General features: G+C 37.9%; 12 protein-coding genes. 7 read left to right on the top strand and 5 right to left on the bottom strand.

Features of this window, described 5'->3' with window-relative positions:
- Nucleotides 1-39: 39 nt before the first annotated feature.
- The 5 genes from JKP73_RS04225 to JKP73_RS04205 all read right to left on the bottom strand — a co-directional run bounded on the left by JKP73_RS04225 (nt 40) and on the right by JKP73_RS04205 (nt 4,956).
- Nucleotides 40-1,035, bottom strand: a complete 996-nt coding sequence (locus JKP73_RS04225) for a LacI family DNA-binding transcriptional regulator (RefSeq protein ID WP_021289711.1) — start codon at nt 1,033-1,035, stop codon at nt 40-42.
- A gap of 79 nt (nt 1,036-1,114) precedes the next feature.
- Complete coding sequence (locus tag JKP73_RS04220; protein WP_021289710.1) at nt 1,115-1,894, bottom strand: alpha/beta hydrolase; 780 nt, start codon at nt 1,892-1,894, stop codon at nt 1,115-1,117.
- 17 nt (nt 1,895-1,911) lie between these two features.
- A complete protein-coding gene (locus JKP73_RS04215) occupies nt 1,912-2,733 on the bottom strand; it encodes a carbohydrate ABC transporter permease (protein WP_021289709.1) in 822 nt (273 codons plus the stop codon).
- A 12-nt stretch (nt 2,734-2,745) separates the two neighbouring features.
- Nucleotides 2,746-3,630 carry a carbohydrate ABC transporter permease gene (locus JKP73_RS04210; RefSeq protein WP_160806792.1) on the bottom strand — a complete coding sequence of 295 codons (885 nt, stop codon included), beginning with the start codon at nt 3,628-3,630 and terminating at the stop codon, nt 2,746-2,748.
- Nucleotides 3,631-3,720: 90 nt separating this feature from the next.
- The gene (locus JKP73_RS04205; RefSeq protein ID WP_200410946.1) at nt 3,721-4,956 is read right to left on the bottom strand and encodes an extracellular solute-binding protein; all 1,236 of its coding nucleotides are present in this window, start codon (nt 4,954-4,956) and stop codon (nt 3,721-3,723) included.
- A gap of 309 nt (nt 4,957-5,265) precedes the next feature.
- On the opposite strand from JKP73_RS04205, the gene bglX reads away from it, so the two are divergent.
- From bglX to arfA, 7 genes are all read left to right on the top strand, one after another.
- The gene (gene bglX / locus JKP73_RS04200; protein ID WP_234447053.1) at nt 5,266-7,431 is read left to right on the top strand and encodes a beta-glucosidase BglX; all 2,166 of its coding nucleotides are present in this window, start codon (nt 5,266-5,268) and stop codon (nt 7,429-7,431) included.
- A gap of 273 nt (nt 7,432-7,704) precedes the next feature.
- A complete protein-coding gene (locus JKP73_RS04195; RefSeq protein WP_021289705.1) occupies nt 7,705-9,747 on the top strand; it encodes a beta-galactosidase in 2,043 nt (680 codons plus the stop codon).
- Between the two features lie 110 nt (nt 9,748-9,857).
- On the top strand, nt 9,858-10,499 hold the full coding sequence (locus JKP73_RS04190) for an SGNH/GDSL hydrolase family protein (protein WP_021289704.1): 642 nt from the start codon (nt 9,858-9,860) through the stop codon (nt 10,497-10,499).
- A 339-nt stretch (nt 10,500-10,838) separates the two neighbouring features.
- Nucleotides 10,839-11,966, top strand: a complete 1,128-nt coding sequence (locus tag JKP73_RS04185) for a GntR family transcriptional regulator (protein WP_200410945.1) — start codon at nt 10,839-10,841, stop codon at nt 11,964-11,966.
- A gap of 82 nt (nt 11,967-12,048) precedes the next feature.
- A complete protein-coding gene (locus JKP73_RS04180; RefSeq protein ID WP_200410944.1) occupies nt 12,049-13,206 on the top strand; it encodes a family 43 glycosylhydrolase in 1,158 nt (385 codons plus the stop codon).
- A gap of 338 nt (nt 13,207-13,544) precedes the next feature.
- The gene (locus JKP73_RS04175; protein ID WP_021289701.1) at nt 13,545-14,876 is read left to right on the top strand and encodes an ABC transporter substrate-binding protein; all 1,332 of its coding nucleotides are present in this window, start codon (nt 13,545-13,547) and stop codon (nt 14,874-14,876) included.
- A 198-nt stretch (nt 14,877-15,074) separates the two neighbouring features.
- The gene (gene arfA, locus JKP73_RS04170; RefSeq protein ID WP_021289700.1) at nt 15,075-16,592 is read left to right on the top strand and encodes an arabinosylfuranosidase ArfA; all 1,518 of its coding nucleotides are present in this window, start codon (nt 15,075-15,077) and stop codon (nt 16,590-16,592) included.
- The last annotated feature ends 7 nt before the right edge of the window (nt 16,593-16,599 follow it).

The raw sequence follows: 16,599 nt of genomic DNA, 5'->3' as shown, positions 1-16,599 counted from the left end.
CCTCCTTTGGATAAGAAATAAATGTGTAAACGCTATCTATTAAGACTTTCTAGGTTGGACAGATGCACGTTCAATTAATTCGGTCGATAGTTTGTAGTGGTGGTCGATTTTTTCACCGTTCAGTATCTGGAATACTAAATGAGCTGCTAATGCACCAACTTCGTATTTTGGTTGCTTAATAGTGGTTAATGGAGGTTGAACATATTCAGACAGTTGAATATCGTCATAACCAATAATGGATAGATCTTCAGGGATTCGAATATTATTTTCTTTGAATGCGTGAAGTCCACCAACAGCCATTTCATCATTTGCGTAGAAGATAGCATGAGGTAGCTTCTTTTGAGCAATTAGCAATTTAGTTGCTCGATAGCCGCCTTCACGTGTAAAGTCCCCTTGAATATGCCATCTGGAATGTAAATGCAAATGATAGTCCATTAAGGCATTTTGATATCCTTGATAGCGTAAGATATTATCATTTGATGCTGCAGGACCGCTAATATACGCTATTTCTGTATGTCCATGGGTAATGAGGTACTCTGTAGCACGATATCCACCTTGAATGTTATCAACCTCTACATGGTACACATGGTTATCATCTAAGTAACGGTCCAGTAAGACAAGGGGGGTTCCGTACGTCGCACTTTCGATTGTTAGTTCATCGGTAATGTTATGAGCCAGTATAATAGCTCCATCTACACGTTTTTCAGTTAAGAATTTGACGGCTGTGGATTGAGCTCCGCCAATTGAGTTGCAGGCAATCAAGTCATAATTATTAGCACTTGTTACATCTTGTACACCTTTGATTAGCTCAGAGTAAAAGGGTCCAGATAAATCGCTTAGAATTAAGGCGATGGTATTTGTTTTTGTTCGCTTTAGATCGGATGCAAACCCATTTTTCTTATAATTTAATGTTTTAGCTGCCGCTTCCACTTTTTGTTTCGTAGCAGCAGAGATACGGTCACTGTTATTAAGCGCATAAGAAGCAGTAGAAATTGCAACTCCAGCTAGTTTTGCTACATCTTTAATTGTTGCCATATTCGTTCCTCCAAAATTTTGGGAATTATAATTGTACCTATCGTATCATAGGTTTATGGTTATCCATCAGCAATTCCTCTCAGTGTCTATTTCTAACTGGAAGCCAATCAAGGATATCGCTTATCTTTTTTCCCCAATATTCCCATGTATGATCTCCTGGCCCGAAATCAGTTGTTAAATCTAGACTAGTCTGCTTACATAATTGATAAAATCGTTGATTTAGATCATAAAGAAAATCACTATACCCACAAGCTTGATAAATTTTAGGGAGTTTTCTTGTTTCAATTGCAAGTTGTTCTACTTTCCACAACAGATCATTTGCTGTTTCGTGTATATTCGATTCCCCGAAGACAAGGGAAAGATAGGTTAGTTTATCTCCTGATGCTTTGCGTATCCGATCAAGATGGGTGACCATGTCTGTTACGCCGGATAAGCTTGCTACTGCACTGAATTGTTCTGGGCAGTTTAATGCCCATTTTAGCGCGCCGAATCCTCCCATGGAGTGACCAGCAACGAAATTAGCTTCCCGATCTGAAGACAGTGGAAAGAATGCATGTGAAATTTTGGGTAACTCTTGTGTAAGAAACGTCCAATATTTACCTCCATAAACCATGTCTGTATAGTAACTATTATCGACACTCGGCATAATGACAGCGAGTTCTTTATCAGAAACAAGTTGCTCAATTGCTGTGTTTCTCGACCAGGTAGTGTGGTTATCACTAAATCCATGCAGCAAATAAAGTGTTGGTAATCGATAACTAGAATCTGCATTTACAAGCGTTTCTTGCGGTAGAATAGCAGTCATAGAAACACTTTTTGAAAGAATCTCAGATGCAAATTCGCACTGGATTAACGCCATATACAAATCTCCTTTCTTTATTTAATTCCTGAAACATTAAAACCTTCGACAATATGTTTTTGAAAGATAATAAAGATAATTAGTACTGGGACAACCATAAAGGTAGACCCAGCCATCTGTAACCCATAATTCGTAACATTTTGATCTTGAAGAAGGGCTAGTCCAACAGAAAGGGTGTATAATGATTCATCATTCGCAATAATTAATGGCCATAGGAAGCTATTCCATGCACCGATAAATGTTAAAATGATTTGTACAGCGAGAATGGGTTTCGCTAATGGAATGATTAATTTAAAAAAGATATAAAATTCTCCAGCACCATCTAAACGGGCTGCTTCAATCAAGTCATCCGGTATCGTAACCATAAATTGTCGTATTAAAAATATGTTAAATGCCGCGATCAATCCTGGTAATACAATCCCCGCCATTGAGTTGGTTAATCCTGCTTCATTCAGAATTAAGTACGTTGGAATCATCGTAACTTGCCCAGGAATCATCATTGTTAATAGAACGGTGGCAAACCATATTTCTTTTCCTCGAAATTGAAATTTGCCAAATCCATAGCCAGCCATGGTATTTAACAATAATCCAACCATTGAAAAAAATACGATAATGAAGGTATTAACTAAATAAATATCAAAGTTCAAATTCTGGAAAAGATTGATATAATGTTCAAATGTCGGCTCATTAGGAAATAATGTAGGAGGTATGCTTAATACCTCACGTTCATTCTTAAATGAGCTAAGGATCATCCAAACAAAAGGGAGGGAGACAAGTAACCCACCCATAAACAATAGTGTATTTACGATGGATCGCTCAAATCGATTCTTCAATTCCATAACTATCCCGCCTTAATTTTCATCCGATTTGCGTAGTATAAATTGCACAACTGTTGCAAGAATAATGATAATAAAAAGAATAAACGATGCTGCAGCGCCATAGCCGAATTCACTGTATTGGAATCCTTCCTGGTAAATAAACAAAGCCATGGAATTGGTTCCATTTAATGGTCCGCCTTCGGTCATAACAAATGGTTCTTCGAAGAATTGTAACCAACCAATAACCGTTGTTACGGTTACAAAGAAGGTGGCAAAACGCATGGAAGGTAAGGTGATTCTGCATAATTTTTGCCAACGATTGGCGCCATCAATATCTGCAGCCTCATAATACATCTTTGGTATGGATTGTAATGCTGCCAAAAAGATAAGCATACTTACACCGTTGCTCTTCCATACAGTTAGTAATATCAACGAAAGCTTTGCTATTAGCGGATCTTCCAACCACGGAATCGCGTTGATTTCAAATAAAGAAAGTAAGTAATTGAATAATCCGTACTCCTGATTGTACAAGAATCCCCATACGACAGCGATTGCAACAATATTTGTAACTGATGGCAGATAATAAACAACACGAAAAGCAGAAGACATCCAATCGCTTACGAACTTTAATAGCAATGCAATCACAAACGAACTAATTACTGCAGCTGGGACACCGATAATGACATAAAAAAAAGTGTTACGCATGGATTTAAGAAAAACTTCATCTTTAAATAATGTAATGAAGTTATCAAAGCCGATAAAATTGATTTGTGACCAATTCGCTAACCCACTTAAATTCATATCGGTAAAGCTAATTGCAAGCGAAACTAAGATTGGTAAAAAAGAAAAGATAAGTAATAGAATGACAGCAGGTCCAATAAATAAGTAAGGTGTTATTTTTGCTTTAAAACGATTCACTTCCATTCACCCCTCATTACTTAAAAAGAAAGGGGAGAAAAGTATAAAGCATAGCTATTAGCTTCATACCTACTCCGCTTTTTGTAATTATTACTCGCCTAATATTCGTGATACTTCATTTCGGTAAGCTTCTAGAGACTTATCGATATCGGCGCCACCACGATTAATTTGTTCTAATGTATTTAACAATTCTTGTCCGAGTCGTTCGTATTCAGGGATTAATGGCAATGGTTGGGTTGCTTCTAGTTGTTCACCGAAAGTACTTACCATCGGGTCGTCAGCTAGAATTGGATCTTCCCAAGCAACAGTATTTGCTGGCAATTCACTATTTGCTTCATACCATTTTACTTGGGTTTCGGGATCTGCCATCCAATTAATAAAATCTAATGCTTGATCGACTTTATCTGAATTATGAAAGACGGTCCAATGAGCGCCTCCCATCATTGATTTATTATTTTCTGCTTTTGGCATGAGGCGAACATCCCATTTTCGTTCAATATCAGGAGCTCTGTCTTTAATCGTTTTGATATCCCATGGACCACTAATGAACATTGGTTTAGAGCCGTCTTCGAAAGCTTGAAAAAATTCCTTACCTTCTCCTGTTTGAGATAACCCCTCATCATAGAATAAGTGATGTAATTTCATCGCTTCTTCAAAGTTTGCATGATCAAAGTTTGCTGCGCCTTCGCCAACCTCATAATTCCACCCGAATTGCCAAGCCAGTACAAAAGGAAATTGTGGATCAGTAGCAGGCAAATCAATTGCATATTGATCATCACCACGATCTGCTAATTGTCTAGAAGCCTCAATCATATCTTCCCATGTTGATGGTCCGTTTGGGTAACCTAAATCACCTAAAATATCTGTACGGTAAAACAATGCTCGGGTATCCACATACCAAGGGATTCCTATCGTTTGTTTTTCAAATTTGGTCGTTTCCACAGCAGATTCATAGAAGTTATCAGCGCTTAGGTTGTCATAATGGGTGATATAGTCACTCAAATCTAAGAACGTTCCCGCCTCAGCAAATTCCGCTACCCAAGTTGTCCCGATTTGCAGCACATCTGGACCCTTTCCAGAAGCAACGGCAGTTAATAATTTATCGTGGGCGTTTTCCCATGGAATTGCTTGGACTTCAACGCTCACTCCAGACTCCTCTTCGAATTCTGTTACAAATTCATCTAAACCTTTTGTCATTGTCCACACAGTAATCGTATTTTCATCGGCTGCACCACTTGATTTACTGCTTGAGGAACAGGCACTTATGAAAACGATAAGAACTAGTAAACAGAATAAGTGAATACTTTTTCTAGTCTTTATCTTCATTTTGCAAACATCCTTTCCTATCGTGGTTTCCAATTTATTATGACATGCTGCTAAGTTTTTTCCTCCCCCCTCACATCTATGAATAAATTATTGAAACGTTTCTACTAAAGTTGAAATCGGTTTCAATAAAACGAGTGAAAAAGGCACTCAATAAAGTGTTATATCTAGTTGTCCAGTAGATTATTTTATGAGATAAATACAAAATTTTATTGAAACGTTTCTACAAATCGATTATAGTTGTCTTTGAAAACGATTGCAAGAATTATTTTTCTTTTCACTATTTTCACTAGACGCGGAGGAGGAACAACCATGGCAATGATAGATGTAGGGGAATTATTGAAACGTATGACAATGGAAGAAAAAGTCGGGCAACTCATGCAGCTGGCTACTCCTTTTTTTAAGGGGGCATCTGATCGTGGGAAAATAACTGGCCCGATGGAGCGAATGAATATTTCCGAACAGATGATAACAAATACTGGATCTGTACTTGGGGCATGGGGAGCAAAGGAAATAAAACAGATACAGCAACAACATTTAGAAGAGAGCCGTCTTGGAATACCACTTTTGTTCATGTCAGATGTTGTACATGGATATCGGACGATATTCCCAGTACCGCTAGCGATAGGATGTTCCTGGGATGTTACATTAGTGGAAAAGAGTGCAGCAATTGCTGCAAAAGAAGCGGCTGTTTCGGGGATTCATGTTACATTTGCCCCGATGGTAGATCTTGTTCGTGATCCAAGATGGGGAAGAGTAATGGAATCAACTGGAGAAGATCCATACTTAAATGGTATTTTTGCTAAAGCACAGGTTAACGGATTTCAAGGAGATGATTTAACTACAAATAAGGAAAGTGTAGCATCGTGTGTTAAACACTTTGCTGCTTATGGAGCGCCAGAGGGTGGTAGAGATTATAATACGGTTAACATGTCGGAAAGGGAATTACGAGAATCGTATTTGCCAGCATATCAAGCAGCTCTGGAGGCAGGCTGTGAAATGGTTATGACAGCATTTAATACGGTGGATGGGATTCCAGCAACAGGAAATAAAAGATTAATGCGAGATTTGTTACGAGATGAATGGGGATTTAATGGAGTACTCATTTCTGATTGGGGAGCTGTTAAAGAACTAATTCCTCATGGAGTTGCCGTCGGTGAACAAGAGGCAGCTAAGTTGGCTCTGGAAGCAGGGGTCGACATTGAAATGATGACTACCACGTTTGTAAATCATATCCAACTATTAATTGAAAATGGGGAAATAGATGCGAGGTTATTGGATGAAGCGGTTATTCGTATCCTAGAATTAAAAGAAAAGCTAGGGTTGTTTGTAGATCCTTACCGAGGTGCAGATGAGAAGCGGGAACAAGAGGTGCTACGTTGTCAAGAACATTTGCAAACTGCCGAAGAACTAGCGGGAAAATCGTGTGTATTACTAAAAAATGAAGCCGTATTACCCTTGAAAAGGGAACAGAAGATAGCACTTATTGGTCCATTTGCAGACAGTAATGATATCTTGGGCCCATGGTCTTTTGTAGGTGATAAAGAAGATGCCATTACAGTGAAGGATGGGATGCTGCAAAAGATCCAACCTGATCAATTGTTAGTTGCCAAGGGGATGGGGGTTGAATCAGGAAAGAAAGCAGATTTAGAAGCAGCGATGGAAAAAGCAAGAGAAGCCGATGTAATCGTGTTAGCTCTAGGAGAAGCTTCCGAGATGAGTGGTGAGGCTGGTTCTCGCTCAAATATCAAATTACCTGCAATACAACTTGAATTAATTGATAGAATCAGGGAGTTAGGTAAGCCAATTGTATCCGTCCTGTTTAATGGACGTCCGTTAGATGTAGCTGGATTGGTTGAAAAATCGGATGCGATCTTAGAGGCTTGGTATCCTGGCTCAGAAGGGGGAGCGGCTATTGCATCATTGTTATACGGGGATACCAATCCTTCTGGAAAATTAACCATGTCCTTTCCATATTCTGTTGGACAAATACCGGTTTATTATAATCATTATCATACAGGTCGTCCGAAAGATGCTCCGGATGCGCAAATCAGATATGTATCGCAGTATTTAGATATTCCAAATGAACCTCGCTATCCGTTTGGTTATGGTCTGAGTTATACCACTTATTCGTATGGAGGGTTACAGTTATCGTCCACACAATTACAAGCAGGAGAAAAATTAGTAATCAATGTTACAGTTACCAATACTGGGCAAGTAGCTGGTGAGGAAATCGTTCAGCTGTATATTCAAGATAAGGTGGGACAGGTGGTGCGACCGAAGAAGGAGCTGAAAAGGTTTGAAAGTGTATACTTAACTCCAGGTGAGTCAAAAACATTGACTTTTTCCATTACCGAAGAAGACTTACGCTACCATCATGCAGACCTATCTTATCGTAGTGATGTAGGTGAGTTTATTGTCTTTGTTGGCCCGAATAGTAAAGAAGGATTGGAAGACACCTTTACATTCGTAAAGTAAGTCGAAATTGTCGTATCGTTAAACGAATAAAATAATTCAAATGAACAGGAGTTATCGTTGTCTACATAGACTTTTATAACTCCTATTTATTTTCAGAATTTATTTATTTAACTGAATTTATGTGTTAGTATACGTGAAGAACAATATAAAGTGTGGTAAAACTTTGGATAGATAACGAGAAATAGAGAGACTGCATGTAATATCATAAAGCTGCAGGAAAGCTAGGAAATCTTTACGAAGTAGTTTCTGAGATGGGAGGATGAAGATATCGATATGGTTCACAACAAATTACAAAAAATTTGGTATGGCGGGGATTACAATCCAGAACAATGGGATGAAGCAACCTGGGATGAAGATATTCGAATGTTTAAGCTTGCAGGAATAGATGTAGCAACAATCAATGTGTTTTCTTGGGCAATCGTTCAGAGAGGTGAAGATACATATGATTTTACGTTTTTAGATGAAATGATGGAGAAGTTATATAAAAATGGGGTCTATGTATGCCTTGCTACTGGCACAGGTGCACATCCTGCATGGATGGCAAAAACATATACGGATATTTTAAGGACAGATTTTGATGGAAGGAAAAGGAAGTTTGGGGGACGTCATAATTCTTGTCCAAACAGCCCAACTTATCGTAAGTACGCAAGTAGAATGGCAGAAAAGCTGGCAAATCGGTACCAAAATCATCCTGCATTGGTACTTTGGCATGTTTCCAATGAATATGGTGGCTATTGTTATTGTGATAACTGCACAACCGCTTTTCGGCAATGGTTAAAAAGGAAGTATGATTCATTACAGGCTGTAAATAAAGCTTGGAATACAAATTTTTGGGGGCATACGTTTTATGATTGGGATGAAATTGTCCTACCGAACGGTTTAAGCGAAGAATGGGGGAGTGGTAGAAATACAAATTTTCAAGGGATCTCACTCGATTATCGAAGATTCCAATCTGATAGTTTATTAACGTGCTATAAGTTGGAAAGAGATGCCATTCGGAAACATGATCAGCAGATACCAATTACGACTAATTTGATGGGATTATATGAAGAGTTGGACTATTTCTCATGGGCAAAGGAAATGGATGTTATATCATGGGATAATTATCCTTCCATAGATACACCGGAGAGTCTGACCGCAATGACACATGATTTGATGCGTGGGTTAAAAAGTGGGCAACCGTTTCTCTTAATGGAACAAACACCAAGTCAGCAAAATTGGCAGCCTTATAATAGTTTGAAGCGGCCAGGAGTTATGCGTCTTTGGAGCTATCAAGCAGTAGCTCACGGAGCAGATTCCGTCTTGTTCTTCCAATTACGTAGGTCTGTTGGCGCTACTGAAAAATTTCACGGGGCAGTAATTGAACATGTTGGTCATGAACATACGCGTGTGTTTAAGGAAACATCTAAGCTTGGAAATGAACTAATGAAGTTAGATAATCGAATTATTGGATCACGAGTAACCGCCAAAGTGGCTATTGTATTTGATTGGGAGAATCGTTGGGGTGTTCACTTATCAAGTGGACCGTCTGTTGCATTAGATTATGTAACAGAAGTGCATAAATATTATGAAGTGTTCTATGACAACAATATTCCTATAGATTTAATTGGCACCGATGAGAATCTAGAAAACTACGATGTCGTCATTGCACCGGTATTGTATATGATTAAAGAGGGATATGCGACAAAAGTGGAAGAATTTGTAGAACACGGTGGAACGTTTATTACGACGTTTTTTAGTGGAATTGTTAATGAGAATGATTTAGTCACTCTGGGGGGGTATCCTGGCCAACTTCGCAATTTACTTGGAATTTGGGTAGAAGAAATTGATGCATTACCGCCAAATCAAAAAAATCAAATTGTAATGAAGAAGTCGTGGGGAAAACTAGAAGGATCCTATACGTGCAATCTATTGTTTGATTTGTTGCATACAGAAGGAGCGGAAGTTCTCGCTAGCTACGGCTCTGATTTTTATCGGGGAATGCCAGTGGTTACTAAAAATCACTATGGTAATGGAGAAGCTTTTTATATTGCTTCTAGTCCGGATAAAGAATTTTTATCAGGATTTCTAAAGAATATATGTGCAGAAAAAGCAATTACCCCATTAGTGAAAACAAAACCTGGGGTTGAAGTGACGAAGCGTGAAATGGGGGAAACGGCTTATTTGTTTGTACTAAATCACCAAAATCATCCTGCCTACTTTGATTTAGGAGAGATCCAGGCAGTTGATTTATTATCTGGAAGTACGTTTACCGGAGAATGTAGCATTGATGCAAAAGACGTCCTGGTTTTGCAGCAAAGTACGAAGGTGAACTGAGGGGATAAGCAATCAATCGGTTAGTGAAAGAAATCATTATAATCATTGAAAAATATCGATGTTAATAAATATGGGATAGGATCCGGTTAGGTATTTGGAGGTGGCAAACAGTGGGTAAAAAACGGCTGTTGTTTATTGGTGATAGTATTACCGAATGGGGAATACAGGATGATCCTGAAAGGATTGGCGTAAATTATGTACGCCTCATACATGATTATTTACGTATAACCTATTCGGATAGAAACTTTGAAATCATAAATAAGGGAATTGGTGGTAATCGTATTGTCGATTTAGCAGCGAGATGGGAGGAAGACGTGCTGCAACTATCTCCAGATCTTATTTCCATTTCGATTGGAATCAATGATGTATGGCGACAATTGGATCAACCGAATATAGAACAGGTTTTTCCTAAGCATTTCGCTGCTATCTATGAACAGCTTATTGAACGGGTAAAGGATGGATGTGGATCAAAGATTGTTTTAATGGAACCTACTATCATTGAAGAAGATGAACAGTCGTCAGGTAATCAAAAGTTAAAAGAATATGTAGAAATCGTTCGTCGTCTTGGTGATAAATATGATGCAAGTATTGTACCGACTCATCAAGTGTTTTTGGATTATATTCAAAAACGAAATGGATATCATCTAACAATTGATGGTGTCCATATGAATGCAAGAGGCAATTTGTTAATGGCTAAAACGTGGTTAGAATCAGCAAAATCTACATGTTCAGCGTTATTTATAGCTAGATGATAAATAGATATGTTAAGTAATTGGGCATGGAGTATTGTAAGCCATGCTTTTTTTGTGAGTAAAAATTGGAAATAATATAACTAACATGTTATTCGAGAAGAAGAAATTCTAAAAACATTCATTGATCATACGTACAACTTATAATAAGATAAAGATATAAAAAAGTTTATACGTACCAATTTCAGGGGGTGGTTATCCCTATTAGTTGTAGATTGAGAAAGGATTTATTAAGCATACTGCTACATAATGAACAGATGTTATTCGAACAAAGTTAAGGGAATAGGAAATAAAATTAATCTATGGTATCCTTGGCTTATACGAATAAGCTGAGGTGGTTTCATGGAAACAAAGTACAATAAAGTAAAAAGGGCAATTCAATCAAATATTATGGATGGAACCTATACAGCCCATCAAAAAATCAGCTCCGAAAGTGAACTTATGAAGCAGTTTGGCGTAAGTCGTCACACTGTTAGGCTGGCTATCGGGGATCTAGTAGCGAAAGGGTGGCTTTATAGGGAACAAGGATCTGGTACATTCTGTGCGGATAGAAGTACAGCAGAGGAAGGTAAACAAGCAATGGATTCCAAAAACATTGCAATTGTAACCACTTATATTTCTGATTATATCTTTCCATCTATCATCCGAGGTGCAGAATCACGACTGAGTCAAGAAGGATATCAAGTAAGTATTTTTAGTACGAATAACGACCATCATAAAGAGCGAGATATTTTAGAAAAAATACTTTCCCAATCATTTGATGGAGTAATCGTGGAGCCTACTAGAAGTGCGTATTCAAATCCAAATATTAATTATTACCTTAATCTTGAGCGTTTGGGCATTCCATATATTATGATTAATGCATATTATGACGAGCTGGAGCCAACCCGTTTAGTTATGGATGATGAAAGGGGCGGCTATTTACAAACGGAACACTTAATCCAATTAGGGCATACAGAAATTGCTGGGTTATTTAAGACAGATGATACGCAAGGTACGAAACGGATGAAGGGATTTTTAAAGGCGCACCGTAAATATGGCATCCCGTTAAACCCTAAAAATATTATTACCTATAATACGGAAGAAAAGCATACGAAGCCTGGTACTGAATTGGAAAATTTGCTAACGGCAACGGCAGATATAACGGGTTTGGTATGTTATAACGATGAATTGGCCATTAATGTGTTGAATGTATTGCGAAGTAAAGGTCTGAAAGTACCTACTAATTTATCCGTGGTTGGTTATGATGACTCCTTCTTAACAGAGGTATCGGAAGTAAAGTTAACTTCTGTCGCTCATCCAAAAAGCGAAATGGGAAAAGCTGCAGCCGACACCATTCTTGAGCTAATTAAAGGGAAAGAAATGGTGAAAGGGAATGCTTCCAGCCAAGTAGAGTCCATTATTTATGAGCCAAAACTTATATTAAGAGGGTCCACAAAAGAATTACAATCCATTGAAATAACATCTTAATACTTGGCCGTCTTGTTTTTAATAAGATGGCTTTTTTAAAATAATTAGAAAGCGGTATCATGATGAATAGGAGGTAGAATAAATGATAGTAAAAGATATTCATCCCGTACGTCTATCCTCGACTGTAGGTAATAAACCTGAACTACCACCAAAAGTGAATGTCAGCTTAGACGAGGGACAAGTGGTAGAAATAAAGGTAGATTGGGAACATGTAGATACATGGAAATATCAACAGAAAGGCGAATTTGAAGTAAAAGGAAAACTAAGCTATAAGCAATATCCAAGACCACTTATCGAGCAACGTGCAGATCCCTATATTTATTTAAACCATGATGGATATTATTATTTTACTGGATCACATCCTTTGTATGACCGTATCGTCCTACGCAGGGCGAAGAAAATAGAAGATTTGCCTAAAGTGAAAGAAGCAACCGTCTGGGAAAAGCATCAAAGCGGTATCATGTCAGAGCATATCTGGGCTCCTGAGATTCATTATATCAATGGAAGATGGTATATCTATTTTGCGGCAGGTGATAAAGATGATGTTTGGGCCATACGTCCTTATGTGCTAGAAAATACGTCAACTAACCCGCTAGAAGGAAAATGGGTTGAAAAGGGGCAAATAAATACGGAGTTTCAAAGTTTTTCCTTAGATGCAACCACGTTCGAGCACCAAGGAATTAGATATCTCGTATGGGCACAAAAAGTGAATAACGATACCATATCTAATTTATACATAGCTAAAATGGAGAATCCATGGACAATCACAGGGGAACAAGTTTTACTAGCAACACCGGATTATTCATGGGAACAAGCTGGATTTGAGGTAAACGAAGGGCCAGCTGTGCTAAAAAGAAATGGTCGTATTTTTATTGCATATTCTGCCAGTGCAACCGATGACCGCTATGCGATAGGACTTCTTACCGCTGATGAAACTAGCAATCTATTAGACGAAAAAGCTTGGACCAAAACTGCCAAACCAGTATTTATTTCTAATAAGAAACAAAAACAATATGGCCCAGGTCACAATAGCTTCACCACCGATGAAACAGGTGATGATTTGCTGGTTTATCATGCTAGGCCATATAAACAAATAAGTGGTAATCCCTTATATGATCATAATCGGCATGCTCGCGTTCAACCGTTATTATGGAAGTCAGATGGGACACCATACTTTGGGGTTCCTGGTGATGTTTTAAAAGGAAAGCAAGAAGCCGTAGCTAAAGTGGAGGTAATATAAGGACGAATGTATACTACGGGTTATCAAATGGCGTTGATAACCTATTTTTGTGCAATTGGATAATTCAAAATTTGTATTGTACGTATAAGTTTTTAAGTTTTAATCATTCACTTATTGACTAGTTTTTAGAAAGGTGGTACTATTTTAATAATTATTAAAATAGTACCCAAGTTAATACCGCTATAGCAATATCCAAACATGTTCGTACAATATGTTAAGTGAAATGAATGCGCTGTCAAAATTGACATCTTTATCATTTATAAAGGAGGCTGGATGAAATTGCTAGGCAATATGTTGCTATTATTTGAAAGCGCTTTAAAACAAAAGGGGGAATATTTGTGAAAAAGCTATTTTATTTGTTAATTTTTGCAGTGATGGCACTACTCACAGCATGTAGTGGAAGTGGAGAATCCGCTAGTAGCGAAGCAGAAGAAACGGAAATAATTGGGGATGATATTGAAGGGGCTACAGAATTAACTTATTGGACGTTTGTAGGGCAACATGTTGATTTATTTAGAGATGCAGCTAACAGGTGGAACGAAGAAAACCCTGATCGTCCAATTAAGTTGACAGCCGAGACTTACCCATATGACCAAATGCATAATAATTTACTGCTTGCTTTACAGTCAGGGAAAGGTGCTCCCGATATTGCTGATATTGAACTTAGTCGATATGCAAATTATCTTCAAGGAGAGCCACAGTTAGAGCCAATGAATGAATATGTTGAACCAGTCTTAGAAGAGTCTGTAACGTCACGTTTTGAACTATATGCAAAAGATGGAAATTATTATGGGATACCTACCCATGTTGGAGCAACTGTGATGTACTATAATACTGAAATTATGGATCAAGCTGGTGTGGACATTGACGAGATTAAGACCTGGGATGATTTTGTAGAAGCTGGCAAGAAGGTGGTAGAGAATACCGACTCTGTAATGTGGAATGTTGGGACTGGAGATTTTTTAATGGACTTTTGGCCGATGATTTCCCAGCAGAACTCTGATTTTTTTAATGAGGACGGAGAGGTAATACTCGACAATGAAACAAATAGTAAAACACTTCAATTCTTACATGATATTATTTATGAAGAAAATATTGCGGAATTAACTCCAGGTGCTATGAATCAATCGGAAGAATTTTATGGTTATATGAACGATGGAGGCGCTGCTTCCATTCTTGCTCCATTATGGTATATGGGTAGATTTATCGATAATATGCCTGATCTAGAAGGTAAGATTGCAATTAGACCAATGCCTGCATGGGAAGATGGAGGAAATCGATCTGCTGGTATGGGAGGTACTGGGACAGTTGTAACAAACCAAACAGAAGAAGCGGAATTGGCTAAAGAGTTTCTCGCTTTTACAAAGCTATCTGAAGAAGGAAATAAGAATCTTTGGACTGTTTTAGGTTTTGATCCTCCTCGATGGAATGTATGGGAAAGTGAAGCAGTAAGACAAGATAACAAGTATTACCACTATTTTGGAACAGGAATCTTTGATACACTCCTTGATTTGAAAGATGAAATTAATGAGTTAAACATTACAGAATATACACCAGATGTTTCTACAGAATATAATACGACTATAGCTGAAAACGTACTTAGACAACAAGCCCAATCGCCTGAAGAAGCATTGAAGCAAGCAGCTGATAAAATTCGAGATATGAAATAACCGTTAAAAAGGAGAGTAAGGAGGAGCTTGCTTTCCTTTTTTTGCAAAATTTATTTTAATAATATAAATTATTGTAATATTATATCAAATCAGCTATACTCGACATATACGTACCAATTATTATTTTTGATATATATGTACGTATATGATGTTTTGCAAGCGGATTAACCTTAAAAATGATGGGTGGAGGGATAAAGCATGTCGAATGTTCGGAAGGCAAAGATGGTCTTGGATAAAAGCTACATAATAGCGCAAGTAGATAATCGTATTTATGGTTCCTTTATTGAGCATCTGGGGAGGGCAGTATATGGAGGAATTTATGAACCTAATCACCCCGAGGCAGATAAGCATGGGTTTCGTAAAGATGTGATGGAGCTTGTAAAAGGGCTTCAAGTTCCTATTATCCGCTACCCTGGGGGGAATATGGTTTCTGGGTATAATTGGGAAGACGGAGTTGGTCCGAAAGAAGATCGCCCCCGAAGACTTGAGCTTGCATGGCAAACCATTGAAACAAATCAATTCGGTTTGAATGAATTTGTAGAATGGTCTAAAAAAGTCAATGCTGAAGTAATGATGGCAGTTAATCTAGGAACTAGAGGTATGGATGCAGCACGGAATCTAATTGAGTATACGAATCACCCTGGTGGTACCTATTGGAGTGAACAAAGAAAATCACATGGCTACAAAAATCCTCATGCTATCAAGACGTGGTGTCTTGGCAATGAAATGGATGGTCCATGGCAAATTGGTCAGAAGACGCCGTATGAATACGGGAGAATTGCTAAGGAGACGGGAAAAGTGATGAAGCTAGTTGATCCAGATATTGAATTAGTAGCTTGTGGGAGCTCAAATACAAGCATGCCTAGCTTTCCTGAATATGAAGCAACAACATTAGACATTGCCTATGAAGAAATTGATTATATATCCTTACACCAATATTATGGCAATAACTCTAATGACACAGCCAATTATTTAGCAAAAAGTTTAGATATGGACCATTTTATTCATACAGTAACTTCAACTTGCGATTACATAAAAGCAAAACATCGTAGCAAAAAAACGATTCATTTAAGCTTTGACGAATGGAATGTTTGGTATCACTCGAGAGAGCAAGATAAGAAGATTAATCATTGGCAAATTGCCCCTCCTCAATTAGAAGATGTCTATAATTTTGAAGATGCTTTGCTTGTAGGTAGCATGTTAATTACTTTCTTGAATCATGCTGATCGTGTGAAAATGGCTTGTATGGCTCAGCTTGTAAATGTCATTGCCCCCATTATGACGGAAAATAATGGCCGCGCATGGAAACAAACCATTTATTATCCATACATGTACACATCTAAATACGGTAGGGGGCATTCCATCAAACCAATATTATCTTCTCCAAGGTATGACAGTAAAGACTTTACGGATGTACCGTATATCGATAGTGCAGCAGTATTTAATGAGGAAAAAGAAGAGTTGGTTATCTTTATCGTAAATAAAAACGTACATGATTCGATCTATTTAAGTACGGATATTAGAAGTTTTGAAGGCTATGCGGTTGTTGAGCATGTTGTATTGGAGCACGAAAATTTAAAGGCAGTAAATACATCAACAGGTGAAGAGGTGAGGCCTCATAAGAGCGGAGCATCTATCCTGAATGATGGTTTATTGGAAACCCGTTTAACAAAAGCATCTTGGAATATGATCCGTATTCAAAATGTAACCGCTTAAAATATTG

The sequence above is a fragment of the Virgibacillus salexigens genome (assembly GCF_014905415.1).
In the GTDB taxonomy this organism is placed as follows: Bacteria; Bacillota; Bacilli; order Bacillales; family Amphibacillaceae; genus Virgibacillus; species Virgibacillus salexigens.
This window is presented reverse-complemented; position numbering and strand designations above follow the sequence as displayed.